Origin of the sequence: uncultured Serinicoccus sp., from assembly GCF_947500995.1 — a bacterium.
Taxonomy (GTDB): Bacteria; Actinomycetota; Actinomycetes; order Actinomycetales; family Dermatophilaceae; genus Ornithinicoccus.
The window spans coordinates 175252-189773 of the sequence record NZ_CANMUA010000002.1 but is presented as its reverse complement, the minus strand read 5'-3'; the positions used below and the strand labels follow the sequence as shown (position 1 = coordinate 189773).

Below are 14522 nucleotides of genomic sequence, written 5' to 3'. Positions count from 1 at the left end.
GCTCACACCCCGGACCCGAGGACGAGCAGCGCGGCCGCGAACAGCACCCCGGTGGTCAGCAGGATGACCGTGGTGTAGCCGAGGATGTCGCGGATCTTGAGCCCCGCGATCGCCAGCAGCGGCAGCGCCCAGAACGGCTGGATCATGTTGGTCCACTGGTCGCCGTAGGCGATCGCCATGACGGCCACCTCGGGGTCGACGCCCAGGCTGCTCGCGGCCTCGAGGAGGACCGGGCCCTGCACGGCGATCTGGCCGCCGCCGGAGGGCACGAAGAAGTTGACGATGCCGGCGGACAGGAAGGCCAGCAGGCCGAACGTGGCGGGCGTGGAGACCGAGACGAGCGCCTCCGAGAGCACCGTGATGAGCCCGGTGCCGGCCATGATGCCCATGATCCCGGCATACAGCGGGAACTGCAGCAGGATCTCGCCGACGTTCGACGCGGCGCGCTGCGTGAGCTCGATGATCTCGAAGGGGTTGCGGACCAGGAGCAGGCACAGGGTGAGGAAGCTCCAGTTGACGATGTCCAGGGTGATGGTCCCGCCGCCGCTGAAGTGGATGACGAGGTAGGCCAGCAGCAGCAGCCCGGGGACGAGCGTCAGCACGCGCGAGGCGTCGAGGCGGTCGGCGGGGGTGGTGACGTCGTAGGTGACCTCGTCGTCGGCCATCCGGTGCTCGGGCATCTCGACGATCCCGGCGCCGTGGCGCGGGGCCATGAGCGCGATGGTGCCGGCGACCACGGCGACGGCCAGGAGGGCGGTGATGATGTTCCACGTCGAGAAGGTCGTCTCGGTGATGGGCAGCGGCTGGCCGAGCTGCTCGCTGACGAAGCTGTCGGGCGTGGCCGCGACCAGCGGTGCCGAGCCGGAGTAGCCCATGTGCCACACGACCATGCCGGTGTAGCCGGCGGCGACCAGCAGGGGGAAGTGCCGTGGCTCGCCCCGGCGGCGGCCCCCGGCGGCGACCTCCTTGGCGAGCAGCGCGCCGACGACCAGCCCGAGGCCCCAGGTGAACAGCCCGGCCACGCAGGTCACCAGGGCGACGAAGACGTAGGGCATGACCCGGCCGCGGGGCACCGCCGCGAGCCGGCGCAGACCGGCCCGGACCGGGCCGGTGTTGGCGAGGATGTAGCCGAGCAGCAGGATGAGCGCCATCTGGGTCATGAACGCCAGCAGTCCGGACAGCCCGTCGCCCCACGTGCGGACCACGTCGACCGGCCCGGCGTCGGTGAGACCGAGGGCGGCGACCATGACGAGGACGGTCAGGACGATCGCGAAGACCAGCGCCGAGGGGATGAAGCGCTCGACGACGGAGTTCAGCGGGCCCATGGCGCGCTGGACCCCGGTGCGGGTCCGGGGCTGGGTCTGGCTCATGCGGGTGACCTCGATGTCGTGGGTGGGACGGGCTGGGCAGACGCTAGCGGACGGCGGTTGTCACCCAGGAGACCTACGCTCGCGACATGCGGTTGGAGAACATCGTCCTGCAGGCCCGTGACCCGCAGGTCACGGGCCGGTTCTGGTCGGCGGCGCTGGGCCTGGTCGACCTGGCCCCGGGCAGCCCGGAGGATTACGAGGGCCGGTTGTGGGTCGACGACGAGGTCTGGCTGGACATGTGCATCGAGCCGGCCGCCGAGCCTCCGCCACCGGGGTGGCGGCTGCACCTCGACCTGAGGGGCGGGGCGCAGCAGCAGCAGGTCGTGGAGCGGCTCACCGGGCTGGGGGCCACCCCGGTCGACATCGGCCAGGGGGAGGTGCCGTGGGTCGTGCTGGCCGACCCGGACGGCAACGCCTTCTGCGTGATGGAGGAGCGCGCCGCCTACTCCGACACCGGGCCGATCGCCGCGCTCCCGCTCGACAGCGCCGACCCGCGGCGGGACGGCGAGCTGTATGCCGCGCTCACCGGCTGGGTGCCCGCGCCGGGGGTCGGGCCGGTCACGCTGCGCCACCCGAGCCTGCGTGGCCCGCTGCTCGAGCTGTGCCCCGAGCCCAAGCCGAAGGTCCGCCAGAACCGCACCCACCTCGACGTGCGCCCGACCCCGGGCGGCCCGGACCAGCGGGCTCTCGTCGACCTGGCCCTGTCGCTCGGCGCGACCCTGGCCACCGACGACTGGGCGCACGGTCACCCGTGGGTGGTGATGCACGACCTGTCCGGCAACGAGTTCTGCGTCCTCGCGGACGCCGAGGGCTGAGGACGGGGCCGGCGCTCACCTCTGCGGGTGCTGCCGGGGCGCCGGCCAGGCCAGCGGCACGGTGGCGGCGGCCGCGATGCCGAGCCCGCCGGCCACCACCACCCCCAGACCCGCCAGCGCGCCCAGCGCGGTCACGGCTGCGGCGAGGAAGACCTGCAGCGCCGTGCGCCACCCGGCCTGCTCGGCGGTCACATGGCCCCGTGCGGGCGGCATGAGCGCCGCTGCGGCGACGACGACGACCGCGACGACCAGCGCCAGGGGACGGTCCTCGGGCTCGAGAAGCCGGCGCAGCGCCCTCAGGAGCGCGAAGAGGGCGACGAGCGCGGCCACCCAGGCCACCGACGAGCGGGTCCAGTGCATGGGCCCACGCTAGGCCGGGGACGTCGGGGACCTGGTGCCCGGCGTGCAGCACGGGCAGACTGACCGGATGGACATCAAGGCGCACATCCTCGTGCTCGACGCGGCCGACCCGGAGCCGGAGGCCGCTTTCTGGGCCGGGATGCTGGGCGGCACGGCCCACCAGGAGGACGACGACTGGTGGTCGGTGCGGGTGGGCGAGAGCGAGGCCCTGTGCGTGCAGCTGGCCCCGGGTCAGCGTGCTCCCGAGTGGCCCGACGGGCTGCCGCAGCAGATGCACCTCGACCTGGTGGTCGCCGAGATCGCGTCCGCCCACGACGAGGCGCTGGGGTGGGGCGCCACCGTGCTCCAGGAGGCCGACGACCTCACCGAAGAGCACGGCTTCCAGGTGTATGCCGACCCCGCCGGTCACCCCTTCTGCCTCTGCTGGTGAGGCGAGGGCCGCTCGCCCCTGCGCGCGCGACCGCTCTCAGGTGTCGAGGTCGGTGACCGACGCCGGGCGGACGGGGGCGGGCATACCCCACCGTATGCCGGGGACGGAGCAGGTCCGGGTCAGACCTCGCGGGCGAAGACGATGATGTTGTCGTCGAAGTGGCCGGTGGTGTCGGAGAAGGTGCCGCCGCAGGTGATGACGCGCAGCTCGGGTCCGGTGGTGTTGCCGTAGACCTGGGCGGTGGGGAAGGTGTCCTTGGGGAACTGGCGCAGGTCGTAGATCTCGAAGGTGGCGGTGGTGCCGTCGGCGCGGGAGACCTCGACGGTGTCGCCGACCTGGAGGCGGGCGAGGTCGAAGAAGACGGAGGGGCCGGCGGCGCCGCTGACGTGGCCGAGGATGACGGCGGGGCCGTCCTGGCCGGGGCGGGGGGATCCGTCGTACCAGGCGGCGGAGTCGTAGTCCTGGCCCTCGGGGACGGCCAGCGCCCCCTGGTCGTCCAGGCCGAGGTGCAGCAGGTCGGAGGTGACGCCGATCGCGGGGATGGACACCGAGGTGGGCTGCGCGACCGGGGTGAGCTCCTCGGCGTCCTCGTCTCGGTCCGCTCCCGGCGCACGGGGCGACTCCTCCCGGGCCGGGGGAGAGGTCGACGGCTTCGGTGCCTGCACCGTCTGGGTGGTCGCCGACCGACCGTCCGGGGCGACGGTCAGCGCCGGCGGCGAGAGCGTGTCATCGGATCCCGACAGGCCCGCCGCGACGGCGGTGCCGCCCCCGAGGAGGAGCGCGAGGGCGGCGACCGTCGGGAGGACGCGACGACGTCGGGCAGCGCGGGATAGGCCCGCCTGCCCGACGTCCTCGGTCATCGAGAGAGCCCGGTCAGCTCTGGTCGGCGCTTCGGCGACGGGCCAGGATCAAGGCGCCGCCGAGGAGAGCGGCGCCACCAGCAGCGGCGAGCGCGATGTTCTGGCCGCCGACGGCGACCTCACCGGTCCCGGCGCCGCCACCGGGCATCTCGTCCATCTGCGCCGCCTGCACGACGCCGCACAGGGCGGGGTCGGTGGCCTCACCGGGCAGGGCGGGGTCCAGGTCGGACATGCCGCGGTCGCCCTCGTCGTAGGCGCCGCTGCCGTCGTGGTCCACACCGTGGACGACGACGACGGCCTCGCTGTTCATGAGCGCGTCCGCGGTCTCCTGGTCGACCTCGATGTCCTGCCGCTCGTAGCTGACGGCGTCACCGACACCGAAACGGTCGACGGCCAGGCCCGAGTCCGGGCTGGTGTCACCCTCGGTGGTCAGCGACACCTTGATGCCGCCGTAGGCGGGGGCGCCCTCGGTGGTGGTGAGGAAGCCGTCGCCGTCCGCGTCGTCCTCGGCCGTCGGGCAGGCGTTGCGCGCGTCCGGGCCGTAGTGGATGTGGGCGGCGTGCGGGGCGTCCGCCAGCAGGCCTTCGTAGGCGAGGCCGAAGCTGATCGTGGTGCCGTCGATCTCGAGCACCGCGGCACCCAGGCCCGGCGCGTCGTTCAGCGGGACGGGCTGCAGCTCGGCGGCAGCCGCCCCGGTCTCGGAGGAGGAGGCCAGGGCGGGGGCCCCGGCCAGGAGCAGCGCGACGCCAGCGACCGGGACGGCCAACAGCTTGCGGGAAAGACTCATGGGGACATCCTTGTTCTCGAGCTCCAGCCATCTCATCTGAGAAATCCTGGAACGGTGTCGGCCCCACCGATCAGCAGGGCTCACCCACGGACGTGCCCCCGTTGAATGCCCATTCCTGGGCACGCCTGGAGAAGATCGGCGAATCCCTGTGATGACTCACGCGTCGACACTGACCATGGCCGAGCCATCAGAACACAGAAAAGGTTTTCGTGCGGTGAATCAGGGACGAATTCCGTCGTCGTGATCAGATCGAGACATCACCATCCCTGGATCGCGCGCGAGATCTCGACGGGAGAATCGGCCGAGGTCCAGAGAAAGACAGCCACGAGAGACGGCATACCCCCCCGCGGATCCGGGTCAGAGCAGCTCGACGCGGTCCGCCTGCGGCCCGCGGTCGCTCTGGCGCACCTGGTAGCGGACGCGGTCACCCGGGTAGAGGATGTCGCCGTCGCGCAGGACCGACACGTGCACGAAGAGGTCGGCACCTCCCGTGTCCGGGGTGATGAAGCCGAAACCTCGGTCCGCGTCGAAGCGCGCCACCACGCCCTGACCCCCACGGGCCGGGCCGTCGGACCCCCGCCGCGGTCCGGACCGGGAGGGGGTCGACCTCGGGGGGGCGCCCCGGCGCGCGGAGCCGCCCACGAGGCGCACGTCGCGGGCCTGGGGGCCTCGGTCGCCCTCGACGGTGTCGAAGGTCACCCGGTCGCCCTCGTCCAGCGCGGGGAGGCCGTCGGCGAGCGCCCGGGCGTGGACGAAGACGTCGGGGCCGCCGGTCTCGGGCGCGATGAACCCGAAGCCCTTGTCGTCGTCGTACCAGGACACGGTGCCGTCCGCCCCGTCGGCGGCCTCGGCCTGCTGGCCGGCCTGATCCGACAGGGGGAGCAGGTGGTCCGCCTGCGGACCCTTCTCCCCGTCGACCACGAGGAAGGCGACCCGCTGGCCCTCCGAGACCATGCCCCCCGGCACGATGGCCGAGCTGTGCAGGAAGATCTCGTCACCGCCGCCGTCGGGGGTGATGAAGCCATACCCCTTGGCCGGCTCGAACCACGAGACGGTGCCGAGCAGGCCCAGCGTGACGTCGGCAGGCTGGTCGGCGGTGACCCGGACGCGGCGCGCGAGCGGGCCGCGGTCACCCTCCCCGATCTCGAACTCGACCACCTGCCCCTCCCGGAGCAGCTTGGTCGTGTCGCTGCCGAGGATGTCGGACGCGTGGACGTAGAGGTCCTCGGCGTCCTCTCCGAGGGCGATGAAGCCGAACCCCCGGTCGGCGTCGAACCACCGCACGGTTCCTTCGCTCACGGCTGACTCCTTCTCGAGGTGACGATCGGTGCACCCCCAGTGTCCCCGACGACCCGGCCGCAGGCCATTCGCCCCTGCGGCCGCGTCGTCGATGACTGGACCGAGCAGTGGGCTCCGAGGCAGGGGAGGGCGCCGCCGTAGACTCCCGCAGGTGACTGACCCTCGGCCGTACCCCACGATGGAGGACGTCATCGGCGACACCCCGCTGGTGCGTCTGCAGCGCCTGCCGGGGCCGGAGAACGAGCGCCGCGGCAACGTGCTGCTGGCCAAGCTCGAGGGGAACAACCCGGCCGGCTCGGTGAAGGACCGGCCGGCGATCAGCATGATCCGGGGCGCCGAGGAGCGAGGGGAGATCTCTCCGGGCGACACCCTGCTGGAGGCCACGTCCGGCAACACCGGGATCGGTCTGGCGATGGCGGCGGCGATCAGCGGCTATCCCCTGGTCATCGTGATGCCCGAGGACGCCTCGACCGAGCGCATCCAGACGATGAAGGCGTATGGGGCGGAGCTGGTCCTCACGCCTGCCGGGGGCGGTATGGAGCAGGCCCGGGACGTCGTGGCGCGGATGGAGGGGGAGGGGAGGGGCCGGGTGCTGGACCAGTTCGGCAACCCGGACAACCCGCGTGCCCACGAGGAGGGGACGGGTCCGGAGCTGTGGCGCCAGACCGACGGCCGGATCACGCACTTCGTGTCCGCGATGGGCACCACCGGCACGATCACCGGGGTCTCGCGGTTCCTGAAGTCGCGCAACCCGGGGGTGCAGATCGTCGGGGCTCAGCCCGCGGAGGGGTCGCGGATCCCCGGGATCCGCGCCTGGCCACCGGAGTACGTGCCGAGGATCTTCGACCCGTCCGCGGTGGACCGGACCGTGGAGGTCGCCCAGGCCGACGCCGAGGAGATGGCCCGCAGGCTGGCCCGCGAGGAGGGCATCTTCGGCGGGGTGTCCGCGGCCGGTGCGTGCTGGACCGCCCTGCAGGTGGCGGAGCAGGTCGAGGGCGCGACGATCGTCTTCGTGGTCTGCGACCGCGGCGACCGCTACCTCTCCAGCGGTGTGTTCCCCGCCTGACGGCGAGCCTGGCCCGAGACCGGCGGCGGCCCTTCGGGTCGCGGCGGCACGGGGCGGGGGCCGGACGTGCCCGTCCCTCCTGAGGGTGACCTCCCCGTCGGCGATGACGGACATGGCCGGGTGGGGGGTGCATACTGAGGGGTGACTACATCAACCCGACCCGGTTCGCAGCGGCGCCACCTCCCCTCCAGCCCCTTCCAGCCCCGGGTCGAGCCGGACATCGAGCACTTCGAGCTCGACGACAGGGTCTCCCACCAGACCTTCGGCCTCGGACGTGTCGTGGGCACGGACAGCGGGGCGGTCACCGTCAACTTCGGCACGCGCACCCTGCGCATCCCCAGCCCGTTCCACAGGCTCGAGAAGCTCTGAGGGCGGACTCCTGCTCGACCTGTCGTGACGCCTCGGGGCGTCAGGTCCGGGTCGTCGCGGTCAGGCGTCACCTGGCGGGGTGAGCGCCTCGACGAAGCGACGCAGCGAGGTCGGGTCCGACGCGGCGTGAGCGGGCACCAGCTGCCCGACCGACATCCCGAGGAAGCCGGGTTCGCGCCACAGCGCGCCGAGCGCCTCGCCCAGCTGACCCAGGGTCGGCCCCGAGTTGCGACCGTTGACGTTCTCGGCCAGGGGTGCGTCGAGGAAGTCCAGGACATCGACATCGAGGTGGACCACGAACGGCCCGTCGGGCAGAGCGTGCCTGGCCTTGAGCGCGGCCGACGTCGGCTCTGCGACCAGCTCTGCCTGGGTGGTCACCGGTATCCCGAGGTGGTCGACCTGATGGCGTTCCCACTCGGTGGCCTCGGTGGCGGGCTCGACCCCCAGGTAGCTCAGGTGCGCCGGCTGCAGGAGCGGGGAGGTGCTGGTCAGCCTGGTCAGCGACTCCTCAGCGCCAGGTATGCCGAGCGCGTGGGCCATGCCCATCCAGCTGAGCGACCCCTCGGTGGTCGACTCGGGCGTGTTGAGGTCGAGGTGTCGGTCCAGGTAGACGAGGTGGGGTTCGACCCCGGCGTCCGCCACGGCCGCGCACAGCCCGAGCGCCACGGTGCAGCTGCCCCCGAGGACGAGCAGGCGGGCGTCGGTCGTGACGAGCGGTGCTGCCTTCTCGGCCAGGGGACGGAGGGCGTCGACCTCCTCGTCGAGGTTCTGCGCCCGGGGCCGCTCCGCGTCCGGCTTCCAGAGGTGGACGGGGAGGTCACCCAGGTCCTCTACCTGATGCCCTGCGGCCTGCAGGGCATCCACCAGACCGGCTTCCCGGAGGGCGGCCGGCGCATGCTCGACGCCGACACAGTAGGCAGCCGCGCTGCTGGGGTAGCCCAGGACATTGATGGTCACCATCCTTCGAGGGTGCCCTATGGACGCCGCGGCCGCGTCGGCGAGTCCGTCATACCTCTCGGGTCTCCTCCCGCAACCGGGGTTCGACCCGCCGGTCAGGACGGGCACCTGCCTTGTCGGCGTAGAACGCACGGATGCGGTCCATGTCAGCCGCGACATCGCCGGTCATCTCCAGGGTCGGACCCAGACCCGTCGTCATCGTGGTGCGGTCGACGTAGCCGAGCGTCACCGGCATGCCGCTCTCGCGGGCGATGCGGTAGAAGCCGGACTTCCACTGCGTGTGTCCGCTACGAGTTCCGTCAGGTGTGACCACGAGGCCGAAGACCTCACCCGACCGGACCCGCTCGAGGACCTCGTCGACGACACGGCTCGCGTTCGACCGGTCGACGGGGATGCCCCCGAGGGCACGCATCAGCGGGCCACGCCAGCCCACGAAGAGGCTGTCCTTGCCGAGCCACCGGATGTCCATGTCCAGGCGCCAGGTGATCCCCAGCATGAGGACGAAGTCCCAGTTCGAGGTATGGGGTGCACCGACGAGCACCGTGGGCCGGTCTGGTGCGGGTGCGGTAGAGAGTCGCCAGCGGCTGAGCGACCAGAACGCGCGAGCCACCAGGGGTCGAAGCATGGGCACACGCTAGCGGCAGGCCCGGAGGGCTGGAACTGCCTCCGCGGCCAGGGCGGGTCTGCTACGTGGCTCGGGCGGCCTCGATGGGTCGCCGACCCGGGGCGGCGGCTCGTCGGGTGCGTGCGGCACGAGACGGTCTGACCGGCAGGGACAGCCGGACGGGTGGTGTAATCACGCCATGCGGATCTTCTTCACGGGGGGTAGCGGCAAGGCCGGTCGGCACGTCGCGCCCTTCTTGGCCGAGCACGGTCATCAGGTCACCAACGCCGACCTCGTCCCCTTGGGCCATCCGGCCGTGGCCGACCTGAGGGTCGACCTCACCGACGCCGGCGAGACCTACTCGGCCCTCGCAGGGCTGGCCAGGATGGAGGAGCTGGAGCTGGCGAAGAAGCCTGTCTACGACGCTGTGGTGCACTTCGCGGCGCTCCCGGCCATCCTCATCGCCTCCGATGCTCGCACCTACGCGACGAACGTGCTCAGCACGTACAACGTGCTGGAGGCCGCGACACGGTTGGGTGTGCGCAAGATCGTGTTCGCCTCCTCGGAGACGACCTATGGGATCTGCTTCGCCCAGGGGGAGCGGCGGCCCCAGTACGTGCCGGTCGACGAAGACCACCCGACGGTGCCGGAGGACTCCTACGCCATGTCGAAGGTGGCCAACGAGGTGACGGCGCGCTCGTTCCAGGCTCGCACCGGTGCCGACGTGTACGGCCTGCGGATCAACAACGTCATCGAGCCGGACGAGTACGCCGAGATGTTCCCCGACTTCCTGGGCGACCCGTCGCTGCGGCGTCGCAACATCTTCGCCTACATCGACACCCGAGACCTCGGCCAGATGGTGCAGCGTTGCCTGGAGGTCGATGGGCTCGGCTACGAGGTCTTCAACGTCGCGAACGCGGACATGTCGGTTGCCCTGACCACCCAGGAAGTCCAGGACCGCTTCTACGACGGGGTGACGCAGAACCGTCAGATGGGCCGCGACGAGACCTTCTACTCCATCGACAAGGCCCGCCAGCTCCTCGGATACGCTCCGCAGCACTCGTGGCGCGACGTCCTGCCCGATCCTCGACCCGAGGCCTGACCTCGACCCACCGGCCGGTCCGGGTATGCATGCCCCCGGGAAGGGTGGTAGAGCAGCGCAGCGCCGTGGTCGACCAGATGGCCACGTCGCTGGATCGGGTTGGCCCCACTCTCCGCCCGCGGGCGGTACGGTGATGGGCATGACGGACCAGGGCCCGGGAGCCACCGACGAGGGTGCCGTCATCCTGAGTTTCCCGACCGAGCAGGAGGCCCCCCGCAGCAGCGAGGTCGACCTCGAGGGTGAACCTGTCACGGTCATCTACCTCCCATGGCCACACCTGGTCGACGGTGCCCACCGACCCGCCGGCCTCTACTACCGCGCCAACGAGACCTCCGGGTTCTATCCCGACCCGGCGGTGCGTGGCTTGGACGCGGTGCTGGAGGAGGCCCGCCCGGTGCTGCAACGCCACCTGCGGCTCGTCCGCGAGCCCGGTGAGGGGCCCGCGGACGGGTGACCTCGGACTCGGGCCGGGCCAGGCGTACGGCCTGATCCCGCCATGCGGCGGTCGGAGACGTCCACTATTCGACGCGGCAGTTCCCGTGAACCGATCAGGCCCCCGTCGGGCATTCTTGGCCAGCATTCGCGAGAGAATTGATCGGTTGAGACCGCGGCGGTGATGAGGCAGGGTGGGGGATTCATCCAGTGCCCGTGTGCCTGAACCGGTGGGACGGGCAGGAGGAGGCACCGGTGCAGAAGAACGTCTCGGCACTACAGCTGGCGCGAATCCCTGTCCTGCTCATGGTGCTGTGGGCCACCGGGTGGCCCGTGCGGGCCACAGCGGACGCGCTCGCCGAGGTGTCGATGGCTGACTACTGGGGGCTGTGGGCGCTCACGGTCCTCCTGTCCCTCGCCTTCGTCGTCCTGGCGCTTTTGGGTCGGCTCTCCCCGCATCCGTGGTTCGTGCTGGCGGTCGAGGGGCTTGCTGCTGGTGTCATAGCGGTGGTGCCGCCCGTGTCGTGGGTCCTGTGGCTGGGAGTCGGTGGTTCCTGGGTGACCGCGATGTCCGGTGGGCTCGCGCAAACTCTGGCGGTGACATGGCTGGTCGTCGTCGGGTTCCGGGCGGTCCGGCAGACGAGGAACCTCCCTCGACGGCATACACCTCTCCCCGCCCGACCACGTCAGATGGGCGCCCTCCACGACCCTTCAGGGGAGTCACGAAGGATGTCCGAGAGGACGTCATGACTGCCGCGGACGAGAAGTATCTCCGGGACGTAGCCGTGACCTTCGGTGTCGAGGATCCACCGCCCGTCGATGTGGTTGAGGAGGTTGTGCCAAGGGACCAGGTCGAGCGGGTCGTGTCATGCATGCGTGAGTCGGGATGGACTGACGTCCATGTCGAGGATGGCGGCATCCGGTACCCGTGGCATCGGGAGGACCCTGAGCAGCGCAGGGCTATCGGATGGGCCCTCTACACCTGTTATGCGAAGTTCCCGATCAAGACTGAGTTCCTGCATCCGTCCGATGCGATGTGCAGGCGCCTGTACGACTACTTCAAGGACGAATTGGCACCGTGCCTGCGGTCGCACGGGTACGACATCAGCCCGGCTCCCGGATGGGACCACTGGCTGCACACTCTTCGGCACGACCAGGAGTACTGGGACCCGTCCCGGGAGGTGCCGAGGGACACATACCCGCAGGACGCCTGTCCGCACATGCTTCCGGAGTTCCGGTAGCTCGTCCGGCAGGTCTAGGTCCCTACGGTGCACGTGGGTGGGCGACCGGCGACCAGCAGCCGGCACCCACGACTGGCCGCTTCCCTGGCAACCCATCGGCACGACGGTGTGGCTCTTTCCTGGGAGGCGGAAAGACGTGTGTCGTGGCGAGGCAACCTTCTCGGACCAGGTGGGCTAGTAGGTAGGAGAAGGCGCGTCCAGCGAGGAGGCACAGGTGGGTGCAGGCGCACGGCGGCAGCGCGACGCCGAGTTCACGGCGTTCGTGGAGCAGGCGAGCCCTGAGCTGCTGCGCTTCGCGTGGTTCCTGACCGGTGAGGTGCACGCGGCTCAGGACCTGGTGCAAGGTGCGCTGCTGCGCACGTACCGCGCGTGGCGTCGGATCGACGTGCCGCGGGCGGTGGCCTACACCCGACGCGTCATGGTCAACCTGTCCCGCAGGGAGTGGCGGCGGGGTGGAGCAGGGCGTGTGCTCGTCGGCGAAGGCACCGGGGAGCTGCTTGCGCCGGCCCCGGATCACGCGGACGCCGCCGGGGAGCAGGACCGATTGATCCGCGGCCTGAGGCAGCTGCCCTCGAGGCAGCGGACCGTGGTCGTGCTCCGCTACTACTGCGACCTGTCCGAGCAGCAGTGCGCCGACGAGCTGGGCATCTCTACCGGGGCCGTGAAGAGCGCGGCCTCCCGTGGGCTCGCCCGCCTGCGGGAACACCTCGTGATGCAGGAGGTCCACCCATGAGCACCGACATCGAGCAGCAGCTCCGGCGCAGTCTCGCTGAGGCGACGACTCCGGTCGACCTGGTGCTGGACCCCACGGAGGTGACCCGTCTCTCCGCCCGCTCCTACCGGCGCCGCCGCACCCGCCAGGTCCTCGTGGGGGGTATGGCGTCGCTTGCCGTACTCGCCGCCGGCGCCTGGGCTGGTGGTTGGCTCCCCGGCGATGCGCAGAGTGCGCTGCCGGCCTCGCCGTGGACCTGCCCCATCACCCGCAGCGGCGGCGAGGTGGGCGCCGGCACCGTGGCCGCCGATCAGATCGACGGCGCGATGTTGCCCGTCCAGGGTGGCGGCACCGTGGTCGCTGCCCAGGTCGAGGGGTGCGGTGGCGTCCTGGTGTTCGCTACTTCTACCGCCGGCTCTGACTCGCTGCCCGAGAAGCTGGACGTCCAGACGGCAATAGGTGCGGATGCGGACTCCTCCGACCAGGTTGTCGGGATCGAAGGCGTCCTGCGGGTCGGTGATCGTCTCGTGGTCGCTCGGATGACGGCGGCGGACGTGGGGCAGCTGACGGTCCTGACCGTCGATGGTGCGACCGTCGTGCCGCAGGACGCGATCGTGCCGGTCCCCGGCACGGACATGGTCGCCTACCTGGTCCAGGGACCGGCCGCTGAGGGCACGCAGATCGCCACCACCTGGCGCAGCAGCGACGGGCTCGACCACGTCGCCCCGCGCTCGGTGACGTCGGAGGCGCGAGACCAGGATGCCGTTCCTGGAGACCGCGCCACGGAGTCGTGGGTCGGGAGGCAGGCGGATGGGAGCCTGTGGTTCATGCGGCGCGGGGAGGTCGCCGGCCCGGTAGATGCCCACGGGGCTCCGGTCGCGGTCCCGTTCGACACCTCGCACGATGGCGAGGTCGAGCTGCTGGTCGTGGGTCCCGGGCCGGGGCAGGTGTCGCTGGCTGACCCTGAGCCGCCCCCCGGTGAGAGCACCGGCGACCCGTCGGAGGTGGTCAGGACGGTGTCACTGTCGGGCGAGTCCTTCGTCGGACAGGAGCCGGTCTACGCGGAGCTGGTGACCCTGACCGGCCTGAGGTCTGAGGACCCGATGCCGGGGATGGTCTGGACTCCCGCCGACGGCGGCCCCCCACAGCAGGTGGAGGTCATCGAGCCCTGACTCGAAGTAGCTCTCGGACGGTGTATGGGCCCGCCCGGGACGACGCGGTCGCTCGGACTCGAGGCCCGAGGTGAGCGCGCGCGGTGCCCCTCAGATATCGGGTCGACCCCGGGGGTGCTGGTCGTGGACCATCGGGTCCGTGACTGACGAGAAGCAGACCAACGAGTTCGATCACCCCGTATCCGCCGCGATGTACGACGTGGCGGAGGGCTCACGAGAGGACCTCGACCACTACGCCGCCATCGTGGAGGAGCTCGGGGGCCGCTCGGTCATCGACGTCGGCTGCGGCACCGGGGTGCTGGCGATCCTGCTCGCGGGCCGAGGGTATGCCGTCACCGGGGTCGACCCCGCCGGCGCCATGCTCGACGTGGCTCGTGGGAAGTCAGGTGCCGAGCTCGTCCGGTGGGTGCACGGGACCGCGGAGGTCCTGCCCGAGCTGATCCAGGACACGAGCCCCTCCGGCGGTGAGCAGACCCACCGACGCGGCGGGCACCAGACCGGCCTGCCCGCCGACCTGGCCGCGATGACCGGCAACGTCGCCCAGGTCTTCCTCACCGACGAGGAATGGCTCAGCACGCTACGCGCGATCCACGACGTGCTCGTCCCCGGTGGGCACCTGGTCTTCGAGACCCGCATACCCCAGCGTCGCGCGTGGGAGGAGTGGGCGCGGTGGGGCTCCTCGGCCTACCAGGTCCAGGGCCTGGGGGAGGTGCGGGACTCCTTCGAGCTGGTTCGCGTGGAGGAGCCCTATGTCACCTTCCGCTCCAACAACACGCTGCCCGATGGCACGGTCGTGCCCAGCGAGTCGACGCTGATCTTCCGGTCCCTGCGCGAGGTGGAGCGAACTCTCGCCGAGGCAGGCTTCACCATCCGCGAGGTCCGAGACGCCCCGGACCGCCCGGACCGGGAGTGGGTCGTGCTCGCGCAGCGATCGTGACAGGCATAC

The 14522-nt window shown here is 71.2% G+C and carries 18 protein-coding genes; 11 read left to right on the top strand and 7 right to left on the bottom strand.

Annotated elements, in window-relative coordinates:
- Positions 1-2: 2 nt before the first annotated feature.
- Positions 3-1370, bottom strand: a complete 1368-nt coding sequence (locus Q0967_RS04000; protein ID WP_298746489.1) for a short-chain fatty acid transporter — start codon at positions 1368-1370, stop codon at positions 3-5.
- 86 nt (positions 1371-1456) lie between these two features.
- Here Q0967_RS04000 and Q0967_RS03995 point away from each other — a divergent pair, with 86 nt between their 5' ends.
- The gene (locus Q0967_RS03995) at positions 1457-2185 is read left to right on the top strand and encodes a VOC family protein (protein WP_298746492.1); all 729 of its coding nucleotides are present in this window, start codon (positions 1457-1459) and stop codon (positions 2183-2185) included.
- 15 nt (positions 2186-2200) lie between these two features.
- On the opposite strand, the gene Q0967_RS03990 is transcribed toward Q0967_RS03995, so the two are convergent.
- Positions 2201-2545 carry a hypothetical protein gene (locus Q0967_RS03990; protein WP_298746495.1) on the bottom strand — a complete coding sequence of 115 codons (345 nt, stop codon included), beginning with the start codon at positions 2543-2545 and terminating at the stop codon, positions 2201-2203.
- Positions 2546-2612: 67 nt separating this feature from the next.
- Here Q0967_RS03990 and Q0967_RS03985 point away from each other — a divergent pair, with 67 nt between their 5' ends.
- On the top strand, positions 2613-2975 hold the full coding sequence (locus tag Q0967_RS03985; RefSeq protein WP_298746498.1) for a VOC family protein: 363 nt from the start codon (positions 2613-2615) through the stop codon (positions 2973-2975).
- Positions 2976-3094: 119 nt separating this feature from the next.
- Here the strand turns inward: Q0967_RS03985 and Q0967_RS03980 are convergent, their stop codons facing one another.
- The 3 genes from Q0967_RS03980 to Q0967_RS03970 form a co-directional block, all read right to left on the bottom strand.
- Positions 3095-3835, bottom strand: coding sequence for a class F sortase (locus Q0967_RS03980; protein ID WP_298746501.1), 741 nt, complete (start codon positions 3833-3835; stop codon positions 3095-3097).
- A gap of 13 nt (positions 3836-3848) precedes the next feature.
- On the bottom strand, positions 3849-4622 hold the full coding sequence (locus Q0967_RS03975; RefSeq protein WP_299449150.1) for a CHRD domain-containing protein: 774 nt from the start codon (positions 4620-4622) through the stop codon (positions 3849-3851).
- Between the two features lie 357 nt (positions 4623-4979).
- The gene (locus tag Q0967_RS03970; protein WP_298746506.1) at positions 4980-5921 is read right to left on the bottom strand and encodes a cold-shock protein; all 942 of its coding nucleotides are present in this window, start codon (positions 5919-5921) and stop codon (positions 4980-4982) included.
- A 178-nt stretch (positions 5922-6099) separates the two neighbouring features.
- Here Q0967_RS03970 and cysM point away from each other — a divergent pair, with 178 nt between their 5' ends.
- Both cysM and Q0967_RS03960 read left to right on the top strand, forming a co-directional pair.
- The gene (gene cysM / locus Q0967_RS03965; RefSeq protein ID WP_363321971.1) at positions 6100-6987 is read left to right on the top strand and encodes a cysteine synthase CysM; all 888 of its coding nucleotides are present in this window, start codon (positions 6100-6102) and stop codon (positions 6985-6987) included.
- Positions 6988-7128: 141 nt separating this feature from the next.
- Positions 7129-7356: a hypothetical protein gene (locus Q0967_RS03960; RefSeq protein WP_298746512.1), complete on the top strand. Its 228-nt coding sequence runs from the start codon at positions 7129-7131 to the stop codon at positions 7354-7356.
- Positions 7357-7416: 60 nt separating this feature from the next.
- On the opposite strand, the gene Q0967_RS03955 is transcribed toward Q0967_RS03960, so the two are convergent.
- Together Q0967_RS03955 and Q0967_RS03950 are read right to left on the bottom strand one after the other, a co-directional pair.
- The gene (locus tag Q0967_RS03955) at positions 7417-8316 is read right to left on the bottom strand and encodes an arginase family protein (RefSeq protein ID WP_298746515.1); all 900 of its coding nucleotides are present in this window, start codon (positions 8314-8316) and stop codon (positions 7417-7419) included.
- Positions 8317-8362: 46 nt separating this feature from the next.
- On the bottom strand, positions 8363-8938 hold the full coding sequence (locus Q0967_RS03950; RefSeq protein WP_298746517.1) for a 1-acyl-sn-glycerol-3-phosphate acyltransferase: 576 nt from the start codon (positions 8936-8938) through the stop codon (positions 8363-8365).
- Between the two features lie 178 nt (positions 8939-9116).
- Here Q0967_RS03950 and Q0967_RS03945 point away from each other — a divergent pair, with 178 nt between their 5' ends.
- The 7 genes from Q0967_RS03945 (at position 9117) to Q0967_RS03915 (ending at position 14513) form a co-directional block, all read left to right on the top strand.
- On the top strand, positions 9117-10019 hold the full coding sequence (locus Q0967_RS03945) for an NAD(P)-dependent oxidoreductase (RefSeq protein WP_298746520.1): 903 nt from the start codon (positions 9117-9119) through the stop codon (positions 10017-10019).
- A 139-nt stretch (positions 10020-10158) separates the two neighbouring features.
- On the top strand, positions 10159-10473 hold the full coding sequence (locus Q0967_RS03940; RefSeq protein ID WP_298746522.1) for a hypothetical protein: 315 nt from the start codon (positions 10159-10161) through the stop codon (positions 10471-10473).
- 233 nt (positions 10474-10706) lie between these two features.
- Positions 10707-11201 carry a hypothetical protein gene (locus Q0967_RS03935; protein WP_298746525.1) on the top strand — a complete coding sequence of 165 codons (495 nt, stop codon included), beginning with the start codon at positions 10707-10709 and terminating at the stop codon, positions 11199-11201.
- Complete coding sequence (locus Q0967_RS03930; protein ID WP_298746528.1) at positions 11198-11692, top strand: hypothetical protein; 495 nt, start codon at positions 11198-11200, stop codon at positions 11690-11692. The genes Q0967_RS03935 and Q0967_RS03930 overlap by 4 nt, the downstream gene beginning before the upstream one ends.
- A 214-nt stretch (positions 11693-11906) precedes the next feature.
- Positions 11907-12425: a SigE family RNA polymerase sigma factor gene (locus Q0967_RS03925; protein ID WP_298746531.1), complete on the top strand. Its 519-nt coding sequence runs from the start codon at positions 11907-11909 to the stop codon at positions 12423-12425.
- Complete coding sequence (locus Q0967_RS03920) at positions 12422-13576, top strand: hypothetical protein (RefSeq protein ID WP_298746535.1); 1155 nt, start codon at positions 12422-12424, stop codon at positions 13574-13576. The genes Q0967_RS03925 and Q0967_RS03920 overlap by 4 nt, the downstream gene beginning before the upstream one ends.
- A 139-nt stretch (positions 13577-13715) precedes the next feature.
- On the top strand, positions 13716-14513 hold the full coding sequence (locus Q0967_RS03915) for a class I SAM-dependent methyltransferase (protein ID WP_298746538.1): 798 nt from the start codon (positions 13716-13718) through the stop codon (positions 14511-14513).
- Positions 14514-14522: the final 9 nt, after the last annotated feature.

Excerpts from the sequence above, each read along its gene's own strand:
- Q0967_RS03990 (WP_298746495.1), bottom strand. The coding sequence starts at position 2,545 with ATGCACTGGACCCGCTCGTCGGTGGCCTGGGTGGCCGCGCTCGTCGCC.
- Q0967_RS03985 (WP_298746498.1), top strand. The coding sequence starts at position 2,613 with ATGGACATCAAGGCGCACATCCTCGTGCTCGACGCGGCCGACCCGGAG.
- Q0967_RS03930 (WP_298746528.1), top strand. The coding sequence starts at position 11,198 with ATGACTGCCGCGGACGAGAAGTATCTCCGGGACGTAGCCGTGACCTTC.
- Q0967_RS03940 (WP_298746522.1), top strand. The coding sequence starts at position 10,159 with ATGACGGACCAGGGCCCGGGAGCCACCGACGAGGGTGCCGTCATCCTG.
- Q0967_RS04000 (WP_298746489.1), bottom strand. The coding sequence starts at position 1,370 with ATGAGCCAGACCCAGCCCCGGACCCGCACCGGGGTCCAGCGCGCCATG.
- Q0967_RS03980 (WP_298746501.1), bottom strand. The coding sequence starts at position 3,835 with ATGACCGAGGACGTCGGGCAGGCGGGCCTATCCCGCGCTGCCCGACGT.
- Q0967_RS03950 (WP_298746517.1), bottom strand. The coding sequence starts at position 8,938 with ATGCTTCGACCCCTGGTGGCTCGCGCGTTCTGGTCGCTCAGCCGCTGG.
- Q0967_RS03920 (WP_298746535.1), top strand. The coding sequence starts at position 12,422 with ATGAGCACCGACATCGAGCAGCAGCTCCGGCGCAGTCTCGCTGAGGCG.
- Q0967_RS03955 (WP_298746515.1), bottom strand. The coding sequence starts at position 8,316 with ATGGTGACCATCAATGTCCTGGGCTACCCCAGCAGCGCGGCTGCCTAC.
- Q0967_RS03975 (WP_299449150.1), bottom strand. The coding sequence starts at position 4,622 with ATGAGTCTTTCCCGCAAGCTGTTGGCCGTCCCGGTCGCTGGCGTCGCG.
- cysM (WP_363321971.1), top strand. The coding sequence starts at position 6,100 with ATGGAGGACGTCATCGGCGACACCCCGCTGGTGCGTCTGCAGCGCCTG.
- Q0967_RS03995 (WP_298746492.1), top strand. The coding sequence starts at position 1,457 with ATGCGGTTGGAGAACATCGTCCTGCAGGCCCGTGACCCGCAGGTCACG.
- Q0967_RS03945 (WP_298746520.1), top strand. The coding sequence starts at position 9,117 with ATGCGGATCTTCTTCACGGGGGGTAGCGGCAAGGCCGGTCGGCACGTC.